Origin of the sequence: Halomarina pelagica (assembly GCF_024228315.1) — an archaeon.
Taxonomy (GTDB): domain Archaea; phylum Halobacteriota; class Halobacteria; order Halobacteriales; family Haloarculaceae; genus Halomarina; species Halomarina pelagica.
Map to the genome: position 1 here is coordinate 613,394 of NZ_CP100454.1, position 15,878 is coordinate 629,271.

At 70.3% G+C, this 15,878-nt stretch carries 20 protein-coding genes and 1 tRNA gene; 10 read left to right on the plus strand and 11 right to left on the minus strand.

The window, feature by feature from the left end; all coding sequences use genetic code 11:
- Positions 1 to 105 precede the first annotated feature (105 nt).
- From NKI68_RS03165 to purF, 3 genes are all read left to right on the plus strand, one after another.
- On the plus strand, positions 106 to 291 hold the full coding sequence (locus NKI68_RS03165) for an LSM domain-containing protein (RefSeq protein ID WP_254545240.1): 186 nt from the start codon (positions 106 to 108) through the stop codon (positions 289 to 291).
- The gene (locus NKI68_RS03170; RefSeq protein ID WP_254545241.1) at positions 288 to 461 is read left to right on the plus strand and encodes a 50S ribosomal protein L37e; all 174 of its coding nucleotides are present in this window, start codon (positions 288 to 290) and stop codon (positions 459 to 461) included. Before NKI68_RS03165 ends, NKI68_RS03170 begins: the two co-directional genes overlap by 4 nt.
- 259 nt (positions 462 to 720) lie before the next feature.
- Positions 721 to 2,217 carry an amidophosphoribosyltransferase gene (gene purF, locus NKI68_RS03175; protein ID WP_254545242.1) on the plus strand — a complete coding sequence of 499 codons (1,497 nt, stop codon included), beginning with the start codon at positions 721 to 723 and terminating at the stop codon, positions 2,215 to 2,217.
- Here the strand turns inward: purF and NKI68_RS03180 are convergent, their stop codons facing one another.
- The 3 genes from NKI68_RS03180 to NKI68_RS03190 form a co-directional block, all read right to left on the minus strand.
- Positions 2,218 to 3,465, minus strand: coding sequence for a S8 family peptidase (locus NKI68_RS03180; protein WP_254545243.1), 1,248 nt, complete (start codon positions 3,463 to 3,465; stop codon positions 2,218 to 2,220).
- Positions 3,466 to 3,566: 101 nt separating this feature from the next.
- Positions 3,567 to 3,649 (minus strand) — tRNA-Ser (locus NKI68_RS03185).
- Between the two features lie 40 nt (positions 3,650 to 3,689).
- Positions 3,690 to 4,445 carry a hypothetical protein gene (locus NKI68_RS03190; RefSeq protein ID WP_254545244.1) on the minus strand — a complete coding sequence of 252 codons (756 nt, stop codon included), beginning with the start codon at positions 4,443 to 4,445 and terminating at the stop codon, positions 3,690 to 3,692.
- Between the two features lie 53 nt (positions 4,446 to 4,498).
- Between NKI68_RS03190 and NKI68_RS03195 the strand changes: the two genes are divergently transcribed.
- Positions 4,499 to 4,705, plus strand: a complete 207-nt coding sequence (locus tag NKI68_RS03195) for a hypothetical protein (protein WP_254545245.1) — start codon at positions 4,499 to 4,501, stop codon at positions 4,703 to 4,705.
- Between the two features lie 128 nt (positions 4,706 to 4,833).
- A complete protein-coding gene (locus tag NKI68_RS03200) occupies positions 4,834 to 5,289 on the plus strand; it encodes a universal stress protein (RefSeq protein WP_254545246.1) in 456 nt (151 codons plus the stop codon).
- A gap of 22 nt (positions 5,290 to 5,311) precedes the next feature.
- On the opposite strand, the gene NKI68_RS03205 is transcribed toward NKI68_RS03200, so the two are convergent.
- The 6 genes from NKI68_RS03205 to aroC form a co-directional block, all read right to left on the minus strand.
- Positions 5,312 to 7,033: an acetate--CoA ligase gene (locus NKI68_RS03205; protein WP_254545247.1), complete on the minus strand. Its 1,722-nt coding sequence runs from the start codon at positions 7,031 to 7,033 to the stop codon at positions 5,312 to 5,314.
- A gap of 66 nt (positions 7,034 to 7,099) precedes the next feature.
- Positions 7,100 to 7,576, minus strand: a complete 477-nt coding sequence (locus tag NKI68_RS03210) for a hypothetical protein (protein WP_254545248.1) — start codon at positions 7,574 to 7,576, stop codon at positions 7,100 to 7,102.
- Positions 7,577 to 7,578: 2 nt separating this feature from the next.
- Complete coding sequence (locus tag NKI68_RS03215) at positions 7,579 to 9,174, minus strand: sodium:solute symporter family transporter (protein ID WP_254545249.1); 1,596 nt, start codon at positions 9,172 to 9,174, stop codon at positions 7,579 to 7,581.
- Positions 9,171 to 9,683, minus strand: a complete 513-nt coding sequence (locus tag NKI68_RS03220; RefSeq protein ID WP_254545250.1) for a hypothetical protein — start codon at positions 9,681 to 9,683, stop codon at positions 9,171 to 9,173. The genes NKI68_RS03215 and NKI68_RS03220 overlap by 4 nt, the downstream gene beginning before the upstream one ends.
- Before the next feature lie 72 nt (positions 9,684 to 9,755).
- A complete protein-coding gene (locus NKI68_RS03225; RefSeq protein WP_254545251.1) occupies positions 9,756 to 10,364 on the minus strand; it encodes a uracil-DNA glycosylase in 609 nt (202 codons plus the stop codon).
- A 73-nt stretch (positions 10,365 to 10,437) separates the two neighbouring features.
- The gene (gene aroC / locus NKI68_RS03230) at positions 10,438 to 11,601 is read right to left on the minus strand and encodes a chorismate synthase (RefSeq protein ID WP_254545252.1); all 1,164 of its coding nucleotides are present in this window, start codon (positions 11,599 to 11,601) and stop codon (positions 10,438 to 10,440) included.
- Positions 11,602 to 11,784: 183 nt separating this feature from the next.
- On the opposite strand from aroC, the gene NKI68_RS03235 reads away from it, so the two are divergent.
- The 3 genes from NKI68_RS03235 to NKI68_RS03245 all read left to right on the plus strand — a co-directional run bounded on the left by NKI68_RS03235 (position 11,785) and on the right by NKI68_RS03245 (position 12,840).
- Positions 11,785 to 12,042 carry a hypothetical protein gene (locus tag NKI68_RS03235; protein ID WP_254545253.1) on the plus strand — a complete coding sequence of 86 codons (258 nt, stop codon included), beginning with the start codon at positions 11,785 to 11,787 and terminating at the stop codon, positions 12,040 to 12,042.
- A 167-nt stretch (positions 12,043 to 12,209) separates the two neighbouring features.
- Complete coding sequence (locus tag NKI68_RS03240; RefSeq protein ID WP_254545254.1) at positions 12,210 to 12,485, plus strand: ArsR/SmtB family transcription factor; 276 nt, start codon at positions 12,210 to 12,212, stop codon at positions 12,483 to 12,485.
- A gap of 52 nt (positions 12,486 to 12,537) precedes the next feature.
- Complete coding sequence (locus NKI68_RS03245) at positions 12,538 to 12,840, plus strand: DUF8036 family membrane protein (RefSeq protein WP_254545255.1); 303 nt, start codon at positions 12,538 to 12,540, stop codon at positions 12,838 to 12,840.
- Between the two features lie 71 nt (positions 12,841 to 12,911).
- Here NKI68_RS03245 and NKI68_RS03250 read toward each other — a convergent pair whose 3' ends face one another.
- Complete coding sequence (locus tag NKI68_RS03250) at positions 12,912 to 13,223, minus strand: MTH1187 family thiamine-binding protein (RefSeq protein ID WP_254545256.1); 312 nt, start codon at positions 13,221 to 13,223, stop codon at positions 12,912 to 12,914.
- Positions 13,224 to 13,423: 200 nt separating this feature from the next.
- Here NKI68_RS03250 and NKI68_RS03255 point away from each other — a divergent pair, with 200 nt between their 5' ends.
- Together NKI68_RS03255 and NKI68_RS03260 are read left to right on the plus strand one after the other, a co-directional pair.
- Positions 13,424 to 14,299, plus strand: coding sequence for an alpha/beta fold hydrolase (locus NKI68_RS03255; protein ID WP_254545257.1), 876 nt, complete (start codon positions 13,424 to 13,426; stop codon positions 14,297 to 14,299).
- Positions 14,300 to 14,324: 25 nt separating this feature from the next.
- Entirely contained in the window at positions 14,325 to 15,494 is a 1,170-nt protein-coding gene (locus tag NKI68_RS03260; RefSeq protein WP_254545258.1) for a YhjD/YihY/BrkB family envelope integrity protein, read from the plus strand.
- Here NKI68_RS03260 and NKI68_RS03265 read toward each other — a convergent pair.
- The gene (locus NKI68_RS03265; protein WP_254545259.1) at positions 15,479 to 15,742 is read right to left on the minus strand and encodes a hypothetical protein; all 264 of its coding nucleotides are present in this window, start codon (positions 15,740 to 15,742) and stop codon (positions 15,479 to 15,481) included. The genes NKI68_RS03260 and NKI68_RS03265 overlap by 16 nt on opposite strands.
- Positions 15,743 to 15,878 lie beyond the last annotated feature (136 nt).

Here is a 15,878-nt window from a genome sequence, read left to right on the forward strand (position 1 = left end):
GGTCGAAAGTACCTTGCTCCGTCGCTCGTAGGCCGTTTAAGTCGCTCGATCGGCCCGCCGCCGCGTGCCGGTGGTATTAATAGCCCCGCGCGTGCGGTTCAGGGCATGACCGGACGACCCCTCGACGTGCTCGAAGAGTCCCTCGGAAGCGACGTCACCGTCCACCTGAAGGGCGGCGAGGTCTTCAGCGGCGAACTCGCGGGCTACGACCAGCACATGAACCTCGTGATCGAGGAGGAGGAAGACATAACCATTATACGCGGCGATAACGTCGTCTCGATCACTCCATGACTGGCGCAGGAACCCCCTCCCAAGGGAAGAAGAACAAGACGACGCACGTGAAGTGCCGTCGCTGTGGGAAGAAGTCCTACCACGTGAAGAAGAAGGTCTGCTCGTCGTGCGGCTTCGGCAAGTCCGCCAAGCGCCGCGAGTACGCCTGGCAGTCGAAGGCCGGCGAGTAATCGATCCGTTCTACGACTCGAGGTCCCTCGCGTAGCGGTCGCACCGGCACGTGTTCGCCGAGTCCGCCCCGTCCGCCCCGACGCCGATGGACACGTCACGCCCCGCGAACGCCGACTCGGGGGAGACGGGACCGTCGCCCCGGACGACGCGCGATCGCCATCCCCTGTTAATGCACAGTTGTGTATATTTTCTGCTCGAGGGACCCGTCCGAACACCAAGACGGTGGAGTTTTTATCCTCCGCCGTCCGACCAACGCTCATGACCGCAGGGTGGACGGAGGGGCCGACGGAGAAGTGCGGCGTCGTCGGCGTCTCCCTCGCCGACCGCGACGCCGCCCGACCGCTCTACTACGCGCTCTACGCGCTCCAGCACCGCGGCCAGGAGTCGGCGGGGATCGTCACCCACGACGGCTTTCAGCAGTACGACCACGTCGGGATGGGCCTCGTCGGCGACGCCTTCTCGGAGGGCGACCTCGACGGCCTCCGCGGGCGGGTGGGCATCGGCCACGTGCGCTACCCGACGGCGGGGAGCGTCGACAGCTCCTGCGCCCAGCCGTTCTCCGTCTCGTTCAAGAGCGGGTCGCTCGGCCTCTCGCACAACGGCAACCTCGTCAACGCCGAGGAGGTCCGCGACGACCTCGAGGGGCTGGGCCACGCGTTCACGAGCGACGGCGACACGGAGGTGATCGCCCACGACCTCGCGCGGAACCTGCTCGACGGCGACCTCATCCGGGCCGTCCGGCGCACCATGGACCGCGTCCACGGCTCGTACGCGCTGACCATCATGCACGACGACACCGTCGTCGGCCTGCGCGACCCGGAGGGGAACCGCCCGCTCTGCCTCGGGAGGCTGGAGGACGGCTACGTGCTGGCCTCCGAGTCGGCCGCCATCGACGTGCTCGACGGGGAACTGATCCGCGACGTGCGCCCCGGCGAACTCGTCGTCCTCGAACCGGACGGCTCGGGCTACGAGACCTACCGGCTCGTCGAGCGCGAGCGCACGGCCCACTGCTTCTTCGAGCACGTCTACTTCGCCCGGCCGGACTCCGTCATCGACGGGAAACTCGTCTACGAGGTGCGCCGCGAACTCGGCCGCCTGCTCTGGGAGGAGTCCGGCATCGAGACCGACGTGGTGATGCCCGTCCCGGACTCCGGGCGGGCGTTCGCCTCGGGATACGCGGAGGCCGCGAGCGAGGCGCGAGGCGACGCGGACGACGCCGACGGGGACGGAGCGGGCATCGAGTTCGCGGAGGGGCTGATGAAGAACCGCTACGTCGGCCGGACGTTCATCATGCCGACGCAGGACGCCCGCGAGCGCGCCGTCAAGCTCAAGCTGAACCCCATCCGCTCGACCGTCGAGGGGCGGACGGTGACGCTCGTCGACGACAGCATCGTCCGCGGGACCACCTCCGATCAGCTGGTCCAACTCCTCTACGAGGCGGGCGCGGAGGAGGTCCACATGCGCATCGGCGCGCCGCCCATCGTCGCGCCCTGCTACATGGGCATCAACATGGCCACCCGGGAGGAACTCATCGCCTCCGAGCGGACCGTCGAGGAGATCCGCGAGCGCATCGACGCCGACAGCCTCGCGTACCTCTCGATCGACGCCGTCGCGGAGGCGCTCTCCCGCTCGCGCGCCGACCTCTGTCTCGGCTGCGTCACCGGCGAGTACCCCTACGACATCGAGGGCGAGGCGACCGACCGCGACGTGAACCGGCCCGTGATCGGCGGCGAGGCCACCGGCGCGGGCGACTGACTACGCCCCGCCGTCCCTGCCGTCGTCCGCACGCCGGAACCGTACTGCCCACTCGCCGTCGCCCTCGCCGTACTCGACGGCGTACTCGCCCTCCGGGATCTCCTCGCCGTCGAGGACGGCCATCGTCCGCTCGCCGAGGCGCGCCACGACCGCCCGGTCGCCGAGTCCGTCGGCCCCCTCCCGGTCGCCCAGTTCCCCCGATCGGACCGCTTCGAGCGCGCCCCGGTAGTCCGCGAGTCCGGCCCCGTCGCGCGGCTGGTCCGGGACGTCGCGCGCGCTCGCCTCGAAGGCGCGCATCACGGTGACGGGCGGCGTCTCTCGCAGCGAGAGGAGCTTCGCCACCATCCCCGCCACCTCCGGCGCGGCGAACGACGTGCCCGAGGCCTTCACCCACCGACCGGGGAGGTCGGTCCCGAGCGTCGTCCCCGTCGCCTGCGCGAGGCGGTTGTCCTTCCCGATGGCCGTGACGTCCGGGTTGTCGCCCTCCGGGTTGTACGAGGAGAACTCGGCCATCCGGCCCTCGACGGTGCAGGCCCCCACGCTGAACGCGCGGTCGGCGGTCGCGGGACTCCCCGACCGCGCCCCCGAGTTGCCCGCGGCGACCACGTCGCGCACCCCCTTCTCGACGAGCGCGTCGTGAACGCGATCCAGGTTCGGCGAGCGCTTCCGGCCGCCCCAGGACATGTTCACCACGTCGTAGCGGTCGACGTTCGCGTGGAGCCACTCGTAGGCCCGGAGGACGACGTTCGTCGCCGTCTGGCCCTCCTCGCCGAAGATGCGAAGCGAGACGAGGTCGGCCTCGGGCGCGAGACGGGTCACCTGCCCCGCGACGGCCGTCCCGTGGCCGACCGCGTCGCCCGACCCGTCGCCGGTCACGTCGACCCGGCTGATCGACACGTCGTCGAAGACCGGATGGCTCGGGTCGATTCCGGTGTCCATCACGACCACGGTGACGCCCGCGCCGGTCCCCTCGCCGACCGGAACGCGGTGCAACCGGCGCACGTCCTCGATGGTCGCCACGTCGTCGGGATCCTCGCTCACGAACGCCGGTTCGTAGAGCGGTTCGACCGTCATCGGCTCCTCGACGCCGACGACTCGCTCGTCGTCGAGCAGGTCGGCGTCGTCCGGAACGTCGACGTACGCCGCCGCTTCGACCCCGTCGCCGAAGGAGTACGTTTCGAGCACGGTGCAGTCCTGCCGGTAGAGGAACTCCGGCCGGTTCGAGAGGTATACGAGTACGTTCGTCATTGGAGGCTCCGCGCGGTCACCCCGACGTGTCGGACGGTGACACACACCAGCGTTCGTTAGTGTCCCCCACGTAAAATAGACGCGGCCGACGTTCCGTAGGACGGTGGGGATGGGATTCGAACCCATGAGGCCATAGGCCACCTGTTTTCAAGACAGGCGCGTTAGTCCACTCCGCCACCCCACCTCGGTGAACGGTTCGACGGCCCGGTCTTAAGACTTGTCGGTTATCTCGTCAGTCGGAGACCGTCCTCGGCGACGACGCGCAACCCGAGATCGTCGAGCGTCGCGGCGGTCCGCTCGGGGACGATCCGTCCCGCGCGCCGGCGGGCGCGCAGGAGCGTCAGCGCGTCGGCGAGATCCTCGCCGGTCTCGATCACCGGGAGCATCGGGAGGTAGTCCACCTCGTGGCCGGCGTCGAGCGCGCGGTCGGTGAGCGTCTCGATCGCCGGCGGCGCGTACGCGTCGGCGTAGTCGACGGTTCCGCCGAACCCGGCGTAGTAGACGCGACCGCGACTCGACGGGCCGAGGACGACCTCGCTCCGGCGGAGCTTCATCGCCGCGTTGTCGACGTGCGACCGGGTGAGGAAGGCGGCGCTCGGCTCGACGACGGCGACGGTGACCACGCCCTCGCGGTCGAGCAGGTGCGTCGCCGTGTTCCCCGCCCGCCCCGCGAACGTCTCCCCGACCTGCACCTCGAAGCGCGCCTCGTCGGGACGCTTCAGCGCGCCGCGGACGACGGCGCGAAGTTCCGCCTCCGCGTCGGCGTCTGCCTCGCTCGCGAACTCCTCCGGGAGCGCGTCGTCGGGCCGGTAGTTGACGAGCAACTCCCCGCCGCTCGACTCCACCGCCCGGGCGACGTCCCGGAGCATCGCGGCGTAGAGGTCCGCGACCTCCTCGGCGGTCAGCGGCGACGTCTCGACGAGCGACGGCAGCACGAGGCCCGGACGCGGCGGATCACAGAGGACGGCGACCGTGGTCATGCCTAGGAGGGGGGACCGGATGGCTTTATGCCCGCGGATCCGAACCGATCGGTATGAACTGGTCACGTCCGATCGGTGCGCTCGCGGTCCTCGTCGTCGTCGGTTCGGCGCTCGGCGCGCTCCTGTCGCTCCGGGACCTCCTCGCGAGCGAGTACGCCGCCGCGGCCGCGACCGTCCTCGTCCTCGTCGCGGTCGCCGTCGTCCTGACGAGCGCGCTCGGTGCGCGGGCGGCCCGACTGCTCCGGAACCCCTACTGGTAATCGGCGACCCGACGGCGGCTGTGCGGATCGACTCGCCTCGACTCGCCTCAAATCGAATCGTTCCCGGAACGTGAGGACCGACTCGCGGTGTTATGCCACTACCCGTCCAATCCGCGAGTGGTGGTATCATGTACGACACGATACTCGTCCCGACCGACGGGAGCAGGGGCGCGCAGACGGCGGTCGAGGAGGCGCTCGATCTGGCGGAGACGTTCGACGCGACGGTCCACGTCCTCTACGTCGTCGAACTCGTCTACACGTACGACTTCGACCCGGGCCGCCTGCTCGAACAGCTAGAGCGCGAGGGGGAACGCGCGACGCGGGAGATCGCGGCCGCAGGTGAGGCCCGCGGCATCGACGTGGTCACCGCGGTCGAGCGCGGGACGCCCCACCGAACCATCGTCGAGTACGCCACCGAGCACGACGCGGACCTCATCGTGATGGGGACGCACGGTCGACGCGGCGTCCGCCGCGCGCTGCTCGGCAGCGTCACGGAGCGCGTGCTGCGGCTTGCCGACGTGTCCGTGCTCGTCACGCACCGCGCGCGGGAGGGCGACGAGGCCGACGCGGCCGACGCGGCCTGATCGGCCGGACTAAACGGACCGATCAGGTCGCATCGGTTCCGCCCTCGCGCTCGCGGAGCTTCCGCCGCTGGATCTTCCCGGTCGTCGTCTGCGGGAGTTCGTCGACGAACTCGATCTCGCGGGGGTACTCGTACTTCGCGAGGCGGTCGCGCACGAGGTCCCGCAGCTCCGCCCGGAGGTCGTCGCCGGGGGTCGCGCCGGTCGCCGGCTGGACGAACGCCTTGATCACCTCGCCGCGCGTCTCGTTCGGGACGCCGACGACGGCGACCTGTCCGACCGCGTCGTGGTCGAGCAGCGCGCTCTCTACCTCCCCCGGGCCGACGCGGTACCCGGCGGTGATGATGACGTCGTCGTCTCGCGCCTTGAACCAGACGTAGCCCTCCTCGTCGCGGGAGCCAAGGTCGCCGGTCAGGTGCCACTCGCCCGCCCGGGCGGCGGCGGTCTTCTCCGGCAGGTTCCAGTACTCCCGGAACACCACCGGATCGCCCTCCCGCCGGACGGCGATCTCGCCGACCTCCCCGGTCGGGACCTCCTCGCCCGTCTCGGGATCGACGATCCCCACGTCGTGGCCGGGGACGGGCTTCCCCATGCTCCCGGGGCGGGCCTCGAACCAGCCGCGGCAGTTGCAGACGAGCAGGTTCGCCTCGGTCTGTCCGTAGAGTTCGTTCACCACCACGCCGTCCGCTCCCCCGCCCCCGCCGAGTTCCGCGTCGGCCCAATCGAGGATCTCGGGGGTGAGCGGCTCGCCGCCTGAGCAGACCGCGCGCAGCGAGAGGTCGTAGCGGTCGGCCGGGTCGTCCACGTCCATCATCATCCGGATGGCCGTCGGCGGGACGAACGCCCCCGTCACGTCGAACTCCTCCAGGATCGAGAACGCCTCCTCGGGGTCGAACTTCCCCATCGGGGAGCCGACGACCGCCTGGCCGTAGTGCCACGCCGGGAAGACGAGGTCGCCGAGCGCGCCGATCCACGCCCAGTCTGCTGGCGTCCAGTACGTCCCCGCGAGGTCGCGCTCGAAGTACATCGCGAACGCGGGGCAGTGACCGACCCAGACGCCGTGGCCGTGGAGGACGCCCTTCGGCGGGCCGGTCGAACCGCTCGTGTACAGCACGACGGCCGGCGTGTCGGCGTCCGTCTCCGCGAGGGCGAAGTCGTCGGGCTGACCGGCGCGGACGGCGTCGAACGCGAGCGTTCCGTCGGTCGCGGTCGCTGCGTCCGCCCCGCCAGCGGCGTCGGTCCCGCCCCCGCCCTCGCTCTCCTCGCCGCCCGCGGCCTCGACGACGTGCTCCAGCGCGCCGCAGTCGGCCGCCGCGGCGAGCACCGCGTCGGTCCGGTCGGGGTCGGCGACGACCGCCGTCGCGCCGCTATCGCCGAGTCGGTAGCGCAGGGCGTCCTCGCCGAACAGGACGGAGAGCGGGAGCGACACCGCCCCGATCTTCCAGCAGGCGAGGTGCGTGAGGACGTTCTCCGGGCGCTGGGAGAGGACGACCGCGACGCGGTCGCCCCGCTCGACGCCGAGGTCGGCGAGCCCGTGGGCCAACTGGTTCGACAGCCGATCGAGGTCGTCGAAGGTGAACGTCTCGCGGCGGCCGTCGGGGTAGCGCTGGTGGAGCGCGGGGGCGTCGGCGTCGTCGTGCTTTCTGAGCAGGTCGTGCGCGAGGTTGTAGTCGTCCGGGATGTCCCAGGCGAACGACTCCCGCGCCGCTTCGTACGTGTCGTAGTCGAGTGATACGTGCCAGGTCATACGTGTGCGTTGTCGGAGCGTGGAATCTACGGTCGGTCGTGTCGAGTGGTCGAGTCGCGGCCCGCCTCAGACGAAGGCGAACCGGGGCGTCTCTACCTCGCACTCGACGTGTGATAGAGGTTCGCACGAGCCGAGCCGGTCGAGGAGGTCGGTCTGTTCGTCGCCGTCCGCGGTGTTCGCGAGCGTCCACGACTCCCGCCCATCCGCGCCCACCCACTCCAGGGTGAGGCGGGCGCGACGGGTCCGCGTGCCGGATCGGAGGCGGAGCGCCCGGAGGTCGGACAGCGGGACCGCGACGTTGCGGTCGGAGAGCGCGAGCGCCTCCCCGGGCGACGCGTCGTCGAGCAGCCGACGGGTGCGCTCGCCCATGTCCGCCCGGAGGAGCATCGAGCGGAACGACTCGCCCGCGAAACACAGGAGGAGTCGTTCGTCGGTCACCAGCACCTCCCAGAACTCGAAGGAGGTGGGGCGCTGGCGGAACCACTGCGTGAAGCGACCGAGGCGGCGTTCTCCGGGTTCGGGGTCGGGGGGGCTCGTCGTCATCGTCATCGCTCCATGAGCGCGGCGATGTCGGCCGGCACGCGGCTTCCGCGCTGCGTCGCCAGCGAGCCGACGACGAACAGGATCGTGGCGAGGAGCAGCGCCACCACGCCGACCGGGAGGCCGACGAACAGCGCTCCGTAGAAGGTCCGGACCGCCTCCGCCAGTCCGCCCAGGCCGATCTGGTCCGCGATCCGCGGGACGGCGCTGAACAGCAGGTTCACGCCCATGCCGCCGACGGCGGCGAGGATCGCGCCCCACCGCGTCGCGCCCTTCCAGTTCATCCCGAGCGCCGCGATGGGGAAGATGGCGGCGGCGAAGAAGCCCCAGCCGATCGTCCCGAGGATGCCGACGAGTTCGCTCGAGTAGAACACCACCAGGGTGGACGTGATGGTGAGGAAGACGAGCGCCGCCTGCGTGACGCGCAGTTCGACGCGGTCGCTCTCGATGGTCGAACCGAACGCGCGCGGGAGGTCCCGCGAGATGGCCGCCGCGCCGATGTTGAGGAAGGAGTCGCTCGTCGACATGATCGCCGCGAGCAGCGCCGCGAGGATGAGCCCCGCGACGACGCCGGGGGTGTACTCCAGCACGAACAGCGGGCCGACGATCGAGGCGCTCGCGGGTTCGGCGACGTTCCCCGCCTCGACCATCGAGCGCATCGACAGGCCCGTCGAGAACGCGAGCAGGCTCGAGACGGCGTAGGAGACGGCCGCGATCGGCGCGCCCCATCGGAGGATCTTCAGGTTGCGGCTCATGTAGAACTTCGTGATGAGGTGGGGCTGGCCCGCCGACCCGACCGAGAAGAGGATCCACCAGCCGAGCGCGGTGAAGACGATGGCCGAGGTCGACGCCTCCGGCGCGCCGAGCGCGCCGAACGGGGAGACGAGCGACGGATCGGCGCTGGCGAGGTTGCGCGAGATGGTCTCCATCCCGCCGCCGAAGGAGACGGCGAAGAAGAACACGAGCACCGCGCCGACGATCATCGTGATCGCCTGGACGAAGTCCGTCCAGACGCCCGCGATCATCCCGCCGAGCATGCTGTAGAACAGCAGGATGAGCGCCCCCGCGAACAGCCCGACGGTGACGTCGAGTCCGAAGATGGCGCGCATGACGTACTGGAGCGCGGCGAGGTTCGTCGCGAGGTAGGCGACGACGCCGACGATCACCGCCAGCCCGGTCAGCCCCCGGACGGCGTCGCTCTCGTAGCGGACGTACATCCCGTCGGCGAGCGTCAGCACGTCGCGGAGATCGGCGAGGATGCGCATGCGCTTCGCGAGGACGACCCACGTCAGCAGGAAGCCGATGGGTGCGGTGAAGAAGATCCACAGGGCGGTCGACCCGCCGAGGTAGACCAGTTCCGGACCCCCGACGAACCCGAAGCCCGACTGGATGACGGAGAAGGCGGTGAGCGCGAGCACCCAGGTCCCGATGGACTTCCCGGTGATGAGGAAGTCGCTCGTGCTCTCGGTCTGGAGGTACCCCCAGACCCCGATGGCGAGCACGAGCAGCATGTACGCCGTCCCGAAGAGGAGGACGTACGGGTCGTTCGCGACCGGGATCGCCTGGAGGGGCGACGCCGACGCGCCGGGCGCGAGCGTCACTCCGTCTCACCCCCGCCCGCGCCCCCGTCGGTGCGGCGCGCGCCGCTCCCCACCGCGGGCTGCTCGGGGGAGAGCGGGAACGCCTCGTTCGACTGGGCCGTCCGCGCTTCGACCATGATCTCGTCGACCACCTCGTCGCTCCCGATCTGCGGGAACAGCACGGCGTAGTACACCGCGCCCGCCAGCGGGAGGAGCCAGATGAAGACGACGTAGACGAACGTCGATCGCGGGAGGCCGAGCACGTAGGTGTACTCGGTCAGTCCGGGACGCCAGAGCAGCCAGATGCCGGTGAGGCCGACGACGAACGTCCCGAGCAGGCCGGCGAGGAGACCGCCGTACGGGTGGAGGTCGAACTCCCGGCCCGCGCGCTCGATCGACGACGCCCCGACGACGCCGACGATGAACAGCGCCGCGAGATACGAGAAGACCCGGTACGCCCCGAGGGCGGCCGCCCCGAGCAGGCCGAGCGCGACGACGCAGAGGGCGATCGCGTACGCGTTTCGTGGCATGTCCTAACAGCCTGTACGGAGCGCAATAATGGGCGAGGTTAACATGTGAACCGACACGGTCGGCGCGCCCGACTATCGCCCGCGTCGCCCCTTCGTCTGGCGGTAGTCGCGCCCGAGCAACTCGCGCAGGTGCTCGACGAACGCCTCCCGCTGATCTTCGTCCGGGTCGGGGTGGAGCGGGACGAGTTCGAACCCCCGCCCTCGAACCGTGGTCGCGTGCTCGGCCTCGACGTCGAAGTCGTCGGGATCGCGCGTCGTGTACTCCGTCGCCAGCGCCTCGCAGACGCGCTGGCCCACGGGCACGATGATCTCGGGGTTGATCATCCGGATCTCGGCGGTGAGGTAGCCGTCGCAGGCGAGCACCTCCTCGTCGGTCGGGCCGCGGTCGGGGTGGCGACAGCGCGTGAGGAAGGTGAGGAACGCGTTCTCGGCGCGCACGTCGTCGCCGGATCGCTCCACGAACCCGACCCGTTCGAGCACGTCGAGGACGGGCGTTCCGTCGAACGGCACGCCCGAGGCGTCCGCTTCCGGCCCGGGCATCTCGCCGACGACCAGGAACTCCGCGTCCACCGGGCCGTAGCCGTGGACGACCCGCTCGCGCGTCTCGCACAGTTCCGGACAGTTCGTGCACGCCTCGTCCATCCCGAAGGGGTTGACGAGGGTGTCCTGCTCCGCGTCCATTGACGGGTGGTGGACCGCGAGGGACTAAAGGGCGCGGGAGGGCGACCCGACCGCGGAACCGCTCGACTTCCGACTACTCCTCGCGCTCCTCGTTCAGCGGGCTGCTCGGGTGGTAGTCGGTGTCGTACTCGCCGGGGCGGTCGTCGAGTCGGTCGGGGTTGATCCGCCCGCCGAGCAGCATGAAGTCGAGGAGCGTGAGGTTGAGCATCGCCTCCACGACCGGGACCCCGCGCGGCGGGAGCACGGGGTCGTGGCGGCCGATGACCTGCACTTGCTTCTCTTCGCCGGTCTCCCAGTCGACCGTGGTCTGTTCCTTCGGGATGGAGGTGGGCGCGTGCAGCGTCACCTCGCCGTAGATCGGTTCGCCGGTGGTGATGCCGCCCTGGATGCCGCCGTGGTCGTTGCCGACCGGGACGGGGTCGCCGTCGGTATCCAGTGTCCAGTCCTCGTTGCGCTCGTGTCCCGAGACCGAGCGCGCCCCGCGCCCGAGGCCGAACTCGAAGGCCGTGGCGGCCGGGACTGCCATCATCGCCCTCCCGAGGCGGGCGGGAACGGAGTCGAACCGCGGCGCGCCGAGTCCGCGGGGGACGCCGCGGGCCTCGAAGTAGATCGACCCGCCGATGGAGTCGCCCTCCCGCTGGTAGCGCTCTATGACCTCGAGCATCTCCTCGGCCGTCTCGGGGTGGGCGCAGCGTACGGGGTTCTCCTCCGCGTGTTCGAGCATCTCCTCGAAGGAGACCTCGGGGGCGCGCACGTCGCCGATCTGGTCGACGTGGGCCTTCACCCGCACGCCGAAGCGGTCGAGCACCTTCCCCGCGATCGCGCCGGCGGCGACCCAGTTGACCGTCTCGCGCGCGCTGGAGCGGCCGCCGCCGCCCCAGTTGCGCGTGCCGAACTTCGCCGAGTAGGTGAAGTCGCCGTGGCTGGGTCGCGGCGCGGTGACGAAGGGCTCGTACTTGCCCGAGCGGGCGTCCTTGTTTTGGATGGTCATCCCGATCGGCGTGCCGGTGGTGTAGCCGTCCTGGATCCCCGACTGGATCTCGACGGCGTCGGGTTCGTCCCGCGAGGTGGTGATCATCGACTGGCCGGGCTTGCGTCGGTCGAGTTCGCGCTGGACGTCCTCCGCCGAGAGTTCGAGGCCCGCCGGACAGCCGGAGACGGTGACGCCCATGGCGGGGCCGTGGCTCTCCCCGTAGGTGGTGACCCGGAAGAGCCGCCCGAACTGGTTCCCGTTCATGCCTCCGGGTTGGGACGCTCGCATTTAGCTTTTGATAGCGGTCCCGTAGCCGAGGGTTCCACGCGCCGCGCTCGACGGTGGGAGTCCGGAGGAATTTCGGTCCGAGTTCGACCGAACTTCTGAAAACGGGCTTATACGCGCGGGTCCACGGTACTCCCGTGCGATAACTCGCACAGATCGGCCATGACGGACGACCCCCCCGGACCCCCGCGACGCGGACGCCCGCCGATAGCGGCCGTCGCGGAGAGGCACAACCGTCCGCGGCAGACGTCCCCCGAAGGAACGGGGACCACGTCCCGAAACGGTGGCACCATCGCGTTCCCGACCGGTACGACGGACACCGAGGAGGGCCACTGGACCGCCGTGGTCGCGGCCGACGACCAGCCGACGCTCGCCGACGAAGCGACGAAGATCGTAGCGCGGTCCATCGTCCCCGATTGACAGCACTGGCCCTCTTTCCCCCACCTGAAACCGATGTGTTACCGGATCGTCTATCGACGCGGACCTCCGTCGGGCACCGTTCTCGTCGGGTCGTGGCGTCGCCCTCAGAGCGAACGGCAACGCGGGTGTCGATGGACGTACGTGGACATGTTCGATAACGCCACGCGATGGAGGCCGTTCTGTGGTACGTGCTCACGGGGACGCGCGGCGGGACGAACCGCGCGCGCATCCTGCGGGCGCTCGACGAGCGGCCACGGAACGCCAACCGACTCGCGGAGGAACTCGACCTCCACTACGAGACGGTTCGACACCACCTCGACGTCCTCGTCGACAACGGGATCGTCAGGGACAGCGGCGAGGACGACGGGGCGATCTACCTCCCGACCGACGAAGCGCGGCGCAACTGGGAACTCGTAGAGGAGATCATCGAGAAGGTCGAATGACAATGGAGAGACCGACACTCACCGACGACACCGCTCGCGGGGGCGAAGAGAGATGACGCTGTGGGTCGACGTGGCGCGGATCGCGATCGTCGCGAACATTCTGCTCACGCTCGTACTCGGGTACGTCTGGGGGCGGAACTTCCTCCAGTTCCGCTCGAAGCAGACGCTCGGACTCGTCCTCTTCACGAGCTTCCTGCTCCTCGAGAACCTGCTTGCGTTCTACTTCTACATGCTCGAGCCCACCCTCCGCGTGTGGGTGACTGCCGTCCCACCGATCGCGCAGGGAGCCATGACGGTGCTCCGGCTGTGCGAGTTCGGAGGGCTCTTCTTTCTCACCTGGGTCACCTGGGATTGATCCGCGACGGGCGCGGACGGGCGATCACCCCATCCAGCCGGCCCCCGGACGGGAACGACCCGGCGCGTCGTCTACTCCCCGCTCCTCGCAGGCCGCCCGAGGTGCTCCTCGACGGCCTCGACCTTCTCGCGTGCGGATTCGTCGCTCGCGCGCTTGTCGTCGATCTTCAGGAACGTGCTCACGCGGTCGGCCTCGACGGCGGTGTGGGCCGCCCGCACCGCGTCGAACAGGTCGTCGATCGAGTCGGCCTCGATCACGGTCCCCATCGGGTTCGTCTCGTAGGACACGTCGAAGTCGTCGAGGGCGGCGACGGCCTTCGCCACCTCCTCGCTCATGCTCCCCTCGCGGACGGGCGCGACGCTGAGTAGCGCGATGACGGTCATGGTCCCCTCGAGTTACTCCCGTGAGCGGGTAAAGCGTGCCGGTCACCGACCCCGCGTGTCCCCCGGGACTCGTCGGTGCGCCCCCAGTGTGGCGATACGATCGGCCACGACCCACCGGACGGGCAGGGACGCCTCGAAGCGCCCGCCATCGTCGGAGAGAGACAGCCGGTAGTATATAGCCGGGGGATCTACGCGGTCCCATGGACGTGGACCGAGAACGGGTCGTCGCCAACGGTGTCGCCTTCGAGTACCTGCGCGCCGGCGATCGGTCCGGTCCGCTGGCGCTCTGCCTCCACGGCTTCCCCGACGACGCCGGGTCGATGACGCCGCTGCTGGAGCGGTTCGCCGCGGCGGGCTACCACGCCGTCGCGCCGTACATGCGCGGCTACGCCCCCACCGGACTCGCGCCGGACGGCGACTACTCCGCGGGCGCGCTGGGCCGGGACGCGCTCGCGCTCGCGGAGGCGCTCGACGGCGACCCGGCGGTGCTCGTGGGACACGACTGGGGGGCCGCCGCGGGGTACGTCGCCGCGCACGTCGACCCCGCGGCGTTCGAGACCGTCGTCGGGATGGCCCTGCCGCCCCGGTTCGTCTCGTCCGTCCGCGAACACCCCCGACAGTGGCTCAGGAGCTGGTACGTGGCGGCGTTCCAGCTCCGCGGCGCGGAGCGACTCGTGCGTGCGGGGGACTTCGCGCTCGTGGAGTTCCTCTGGTCGACCTGGAGTCCGGGGTGGGACTACCCCGAGACCCGGATCGAGGCGGTGAAGAACACGCTCAACGCGCCGGGGACGACGACGGCGGCGCTCGAGTACTACCGCCAGTTCGTCCGCCGCGTGATCGAACGCGGCGCGCTCCGGCGCGACGCCGATCCCGGTCCGCCGCTCGACACCGACGCGCTCGTCGTCGCGGGCGCGGACGACGGCTGCGTCGGGATCGAGCTGTTCGACGACGCGGCCGCGGCGTTCGCCGGGGACTGTCGCGTCCTCCGGGTGCGCGACGCGGGGCACTTCCTCCACCGGGAGCGCCCCGACGTCGTCGCGGACGCGGTGCTCGACTGGTGCGACGCGCGGGTATAACCCGGTGGAACTGAACGGTCTTCGCATGCACCCGACGATCGCACGGACCCTGGAGGTGACGAGCGCCGTCGTCCGGGAGGTGCGCGCCGAACGGCTCACGTTCGTCGCGGGCAGCGTCGCCTACCACGCGTTCGTGTCGCTCCTGCCGTTGCTCGTGCTCCTGCTCACGGTCGTCTCCCTCGTCGGCGACGCCTCGCTCCAGGAGAGCCTGCTCGCCCTGACTCGGTCGGTCCTCACCCCCGGTACGGACGACGAGTTCGTCGCACAACTGCGCGCCGCGTCGCGGTCGACGAGCGTGTCCGTCCTCGGGTTCGTCGTGCTGCTGTGGGGGACGCTCCGGATCTTCCGCGGGATCGACACCGCGTTCTCGGCCATCTACGAGTCGAGCGCCGAGAACACGCTCGCAGACCAGCTCCGCGACGGGGTGCTCGTCCTCGGGGCGTTCACCGCGGCGATCGTCGCGGCGAGCGTCGTCGAGGCCGCCTTCCCGGCCGACGGCGGGGCGGCGCTGTCGGCGCTCCGAGCCCTCCTCCTACTCGTCGGACTGGCGCTCACGCTCTTTCCGCTCTACTACGTCTTCCCGGACGTGGACGTGAGCGCCGTCGAGGTGCTCCCGGGGACGGCGTTCGTGGCCGTCGGGTTGACCGTGCTCAGCACGGCCTTCCGGTGGTACGCCGGACCCGGCGACTCGAACCTCGTCGTCAACGTCCTGCTGTTGATGACGTGGCTCTACGCCTCGGGATTCGTCCTCCTCCTCGGCGCGGCGGTGAACGCCGTCCTCGCGGATCGAAGCCGGGACGTGAGTATCGACCCCGTCGTCGGCGACCCGCGAGGACGCGACGGGGGGCGCGACGACGGGGCGTGCGACGGGGCGAGCGAACGCCTGCGCGAGCGGGTCGGTCGCCTGGAAGAACGCCTGGGGCGCGACGACCCGATCACGGTGTCGATCGGCGGCGACGCCGTCACGCTCGACCCGCCGAGTCGCGCCGTCGTTCGGTGGCACGCGAGCGTCGAAGGCGGTGAGACGGCGACGCTCGAACTCCGGTGGGAGATACCGGAGGGGAGCGGCGGGCGGAGAGGGGCGGAAGACGAACGGGGAGGGGCGGAGGACGAGCGGAGAGGAGCGGAGGACGAGCGGAGAGGGGGAGACGAACGGAACGAGCGGGGCGGACGGGGGAGCTACTCGTCGAGGTAACCGAGCGAACGGAGGCGGCTCTGTACCTCCGCCTCGTCGATCTCGGCGTGCTGCGACTCCTCGCGGTCCCCCTCGACGCGGTCGAGGACCTCCTCGAGGACGTACGTGACGTACGCGTCGGTCGTCGAGAAGTCGGTGCGTCGCGTCCGCGCGTCGATCCGCGAATAGAGGTGTTCGGGCAGCGTGACGGTGGCGGTCTCCTCCGCCTCTACGGTCGTCCCTTCGGTGGTATCTCGCGAGTGGCTCATCGGTCACCGCACGGTTGCGACGTGGCGGGCATTGTTATGTGTCAGTTATCACCAACGACTGCGTGAGTGTCACGGTGTAGAGGCCGGTTATCCGCACGGGCGGACCCGACCGCGGGCCGGACGCGCGATGGGTGAA

What these genes read in the sequence shown, in the direction of transcription:
- NKI68_RS03235 (WP_254545253.1), top strand. Translation starts at nt 11,785, where the DNA reads ATGACGGACGACCCCCCCGGACCCCCGCGACGCGGACGCCCGCCGATA.
- NKI68_RS03165 (WP_254545240.1), top strand. Translation starts at nt 106, where the DNA reads ATGACCGGACGACCCCTCGACGTGCTCGAAGAGTCCCTCGGAAGCGAC.
- NKI68_RS03240 (WP_254545254.1), top strand. Translation starts at nt 12,210, where the DNA reads ATGGAGGCCGTTCTGTGGTACGTGCTCACGGGGACGCGCGGCGGGACG.
- NKI68_RS03250 (WP_254545256.1), bottom strand. Translation starts at nt 13,223, where the DNA reads ATGACCGTCATCGCGCTACTCAGCGTCGCGCCCGTCCGCGAGGGGAGC.
- NKI68_RS03180 (WP_254545243.1), bottom strand. Translation starts at nt 3,465, where the DNA reads ATGACGAACGTACTCGTATACCTCTCGAACCGGCCGGAGTTCCTCTAC.
- purF (WP_254545242.1), top strand. Translation starts at nt 721, where the DNA reads ATGACCGCAGGGTGGACGGAGGGGCCGACGGAGAAGTGCGGCGTCGTC.
- NKI68_RS03170 (WP_254545241.1), top strand. Translation starts at nt 288, where the DNA reads ATGACTGGCGCAGGAACCCCCTCCCAAGGGAAGAAGAACAAGACGACG.
- NKI68_RS03245 (WP_254545255.1), top strand. Translation starts at nt 12,538, where the DNA reads ATGACGCTGTGGGTCGACGTGGCGCGGATCGCGATCGTCGCGAACATT.
- NKI68_RS03220 (WP_254545250.1), bottom strand. Translation starts at nt 9,683, where the DNA reads ATGCCACGAAACGCGTACGCGATCGCCCTCTGCGTCGTCGCGCTCGGC.
- NKI68_RS03265 (WP_254545259.1), bottom strand. Translation starts at nt 15,742, where the DNA reads ATGAGCCACTCGCGAGATACCACCGAAGGGACGACCGTAGAGGCGGAG.
- aroC (WP_254545252.1), bottom strand. Translation starts at nt 11,601, where the DNA reads ATGAACGGGAACCAGTTCGGGCGGCTCTTCCGGGTCACCACCTACGGG.
- NKI68_RS03255 (WP_254545257.1), top strand. Translation starts at nt 13,424, where the DNA reads ATGGACGTGGACCGAGAACGGGTCGTCGCCAACGGTGTCGCCTTCGAG.
- NKI68_RS03225 (WP_254545251.1), bottom strand. Translation starts at nt 10,364, where the DNA reads ATGGACGCGGAGCAGGACACCCTCGTCAACCCCTTCGGGATGGACGAG.
- NKI68_RS03195 (WP_254545245.1), top strand. Translation starts at nt 4,499, where the DNA reads ATGAACTGGTCACGTCCGATCGGTGCGCTCGCGGTCCTCGTCGTCGTC.
- NKI68_RS03200 (WP_254545246.1), top strand. Translation starts at nt 4,834, where the DNA reads ATGTACGACACGATACTCGTCCCGACCGACGGGAGCAGGGGCGCGCAG.
- NKI68_RS03210 (WP_254545248.1), bottom strand. Translation starts at nt 7,576, where the DNA reads ATGACGACGAGCCCCCCCGACCCCGAACCCGGAGAACGCCGCCTCGGT.
- NKI68_RS03260 (WP_254545258.1), top strand. Translation starts at nt 14,325, where the DNA reads ATGCACCCGACGATCGCACGGACCCTGGAGGTGACGAGCGCCGTCGTC.
- NKI68_RS03205 (WP_254545247.1), bottom strand. Translation starts at nt 7,033, where the DNA reads ATGACCTGGCACGTATCACTCGACTACGACACGTACGAAGCGGCGCGG.
- NKI68_RS03190 (WP_254545244.1), bottom strand. Translation starts at nt 4,445, where the DNA reads ATGACCACGGTCGCCGTCCTCTGTGATCCGCCGCGTCCGGGCCTCGTG.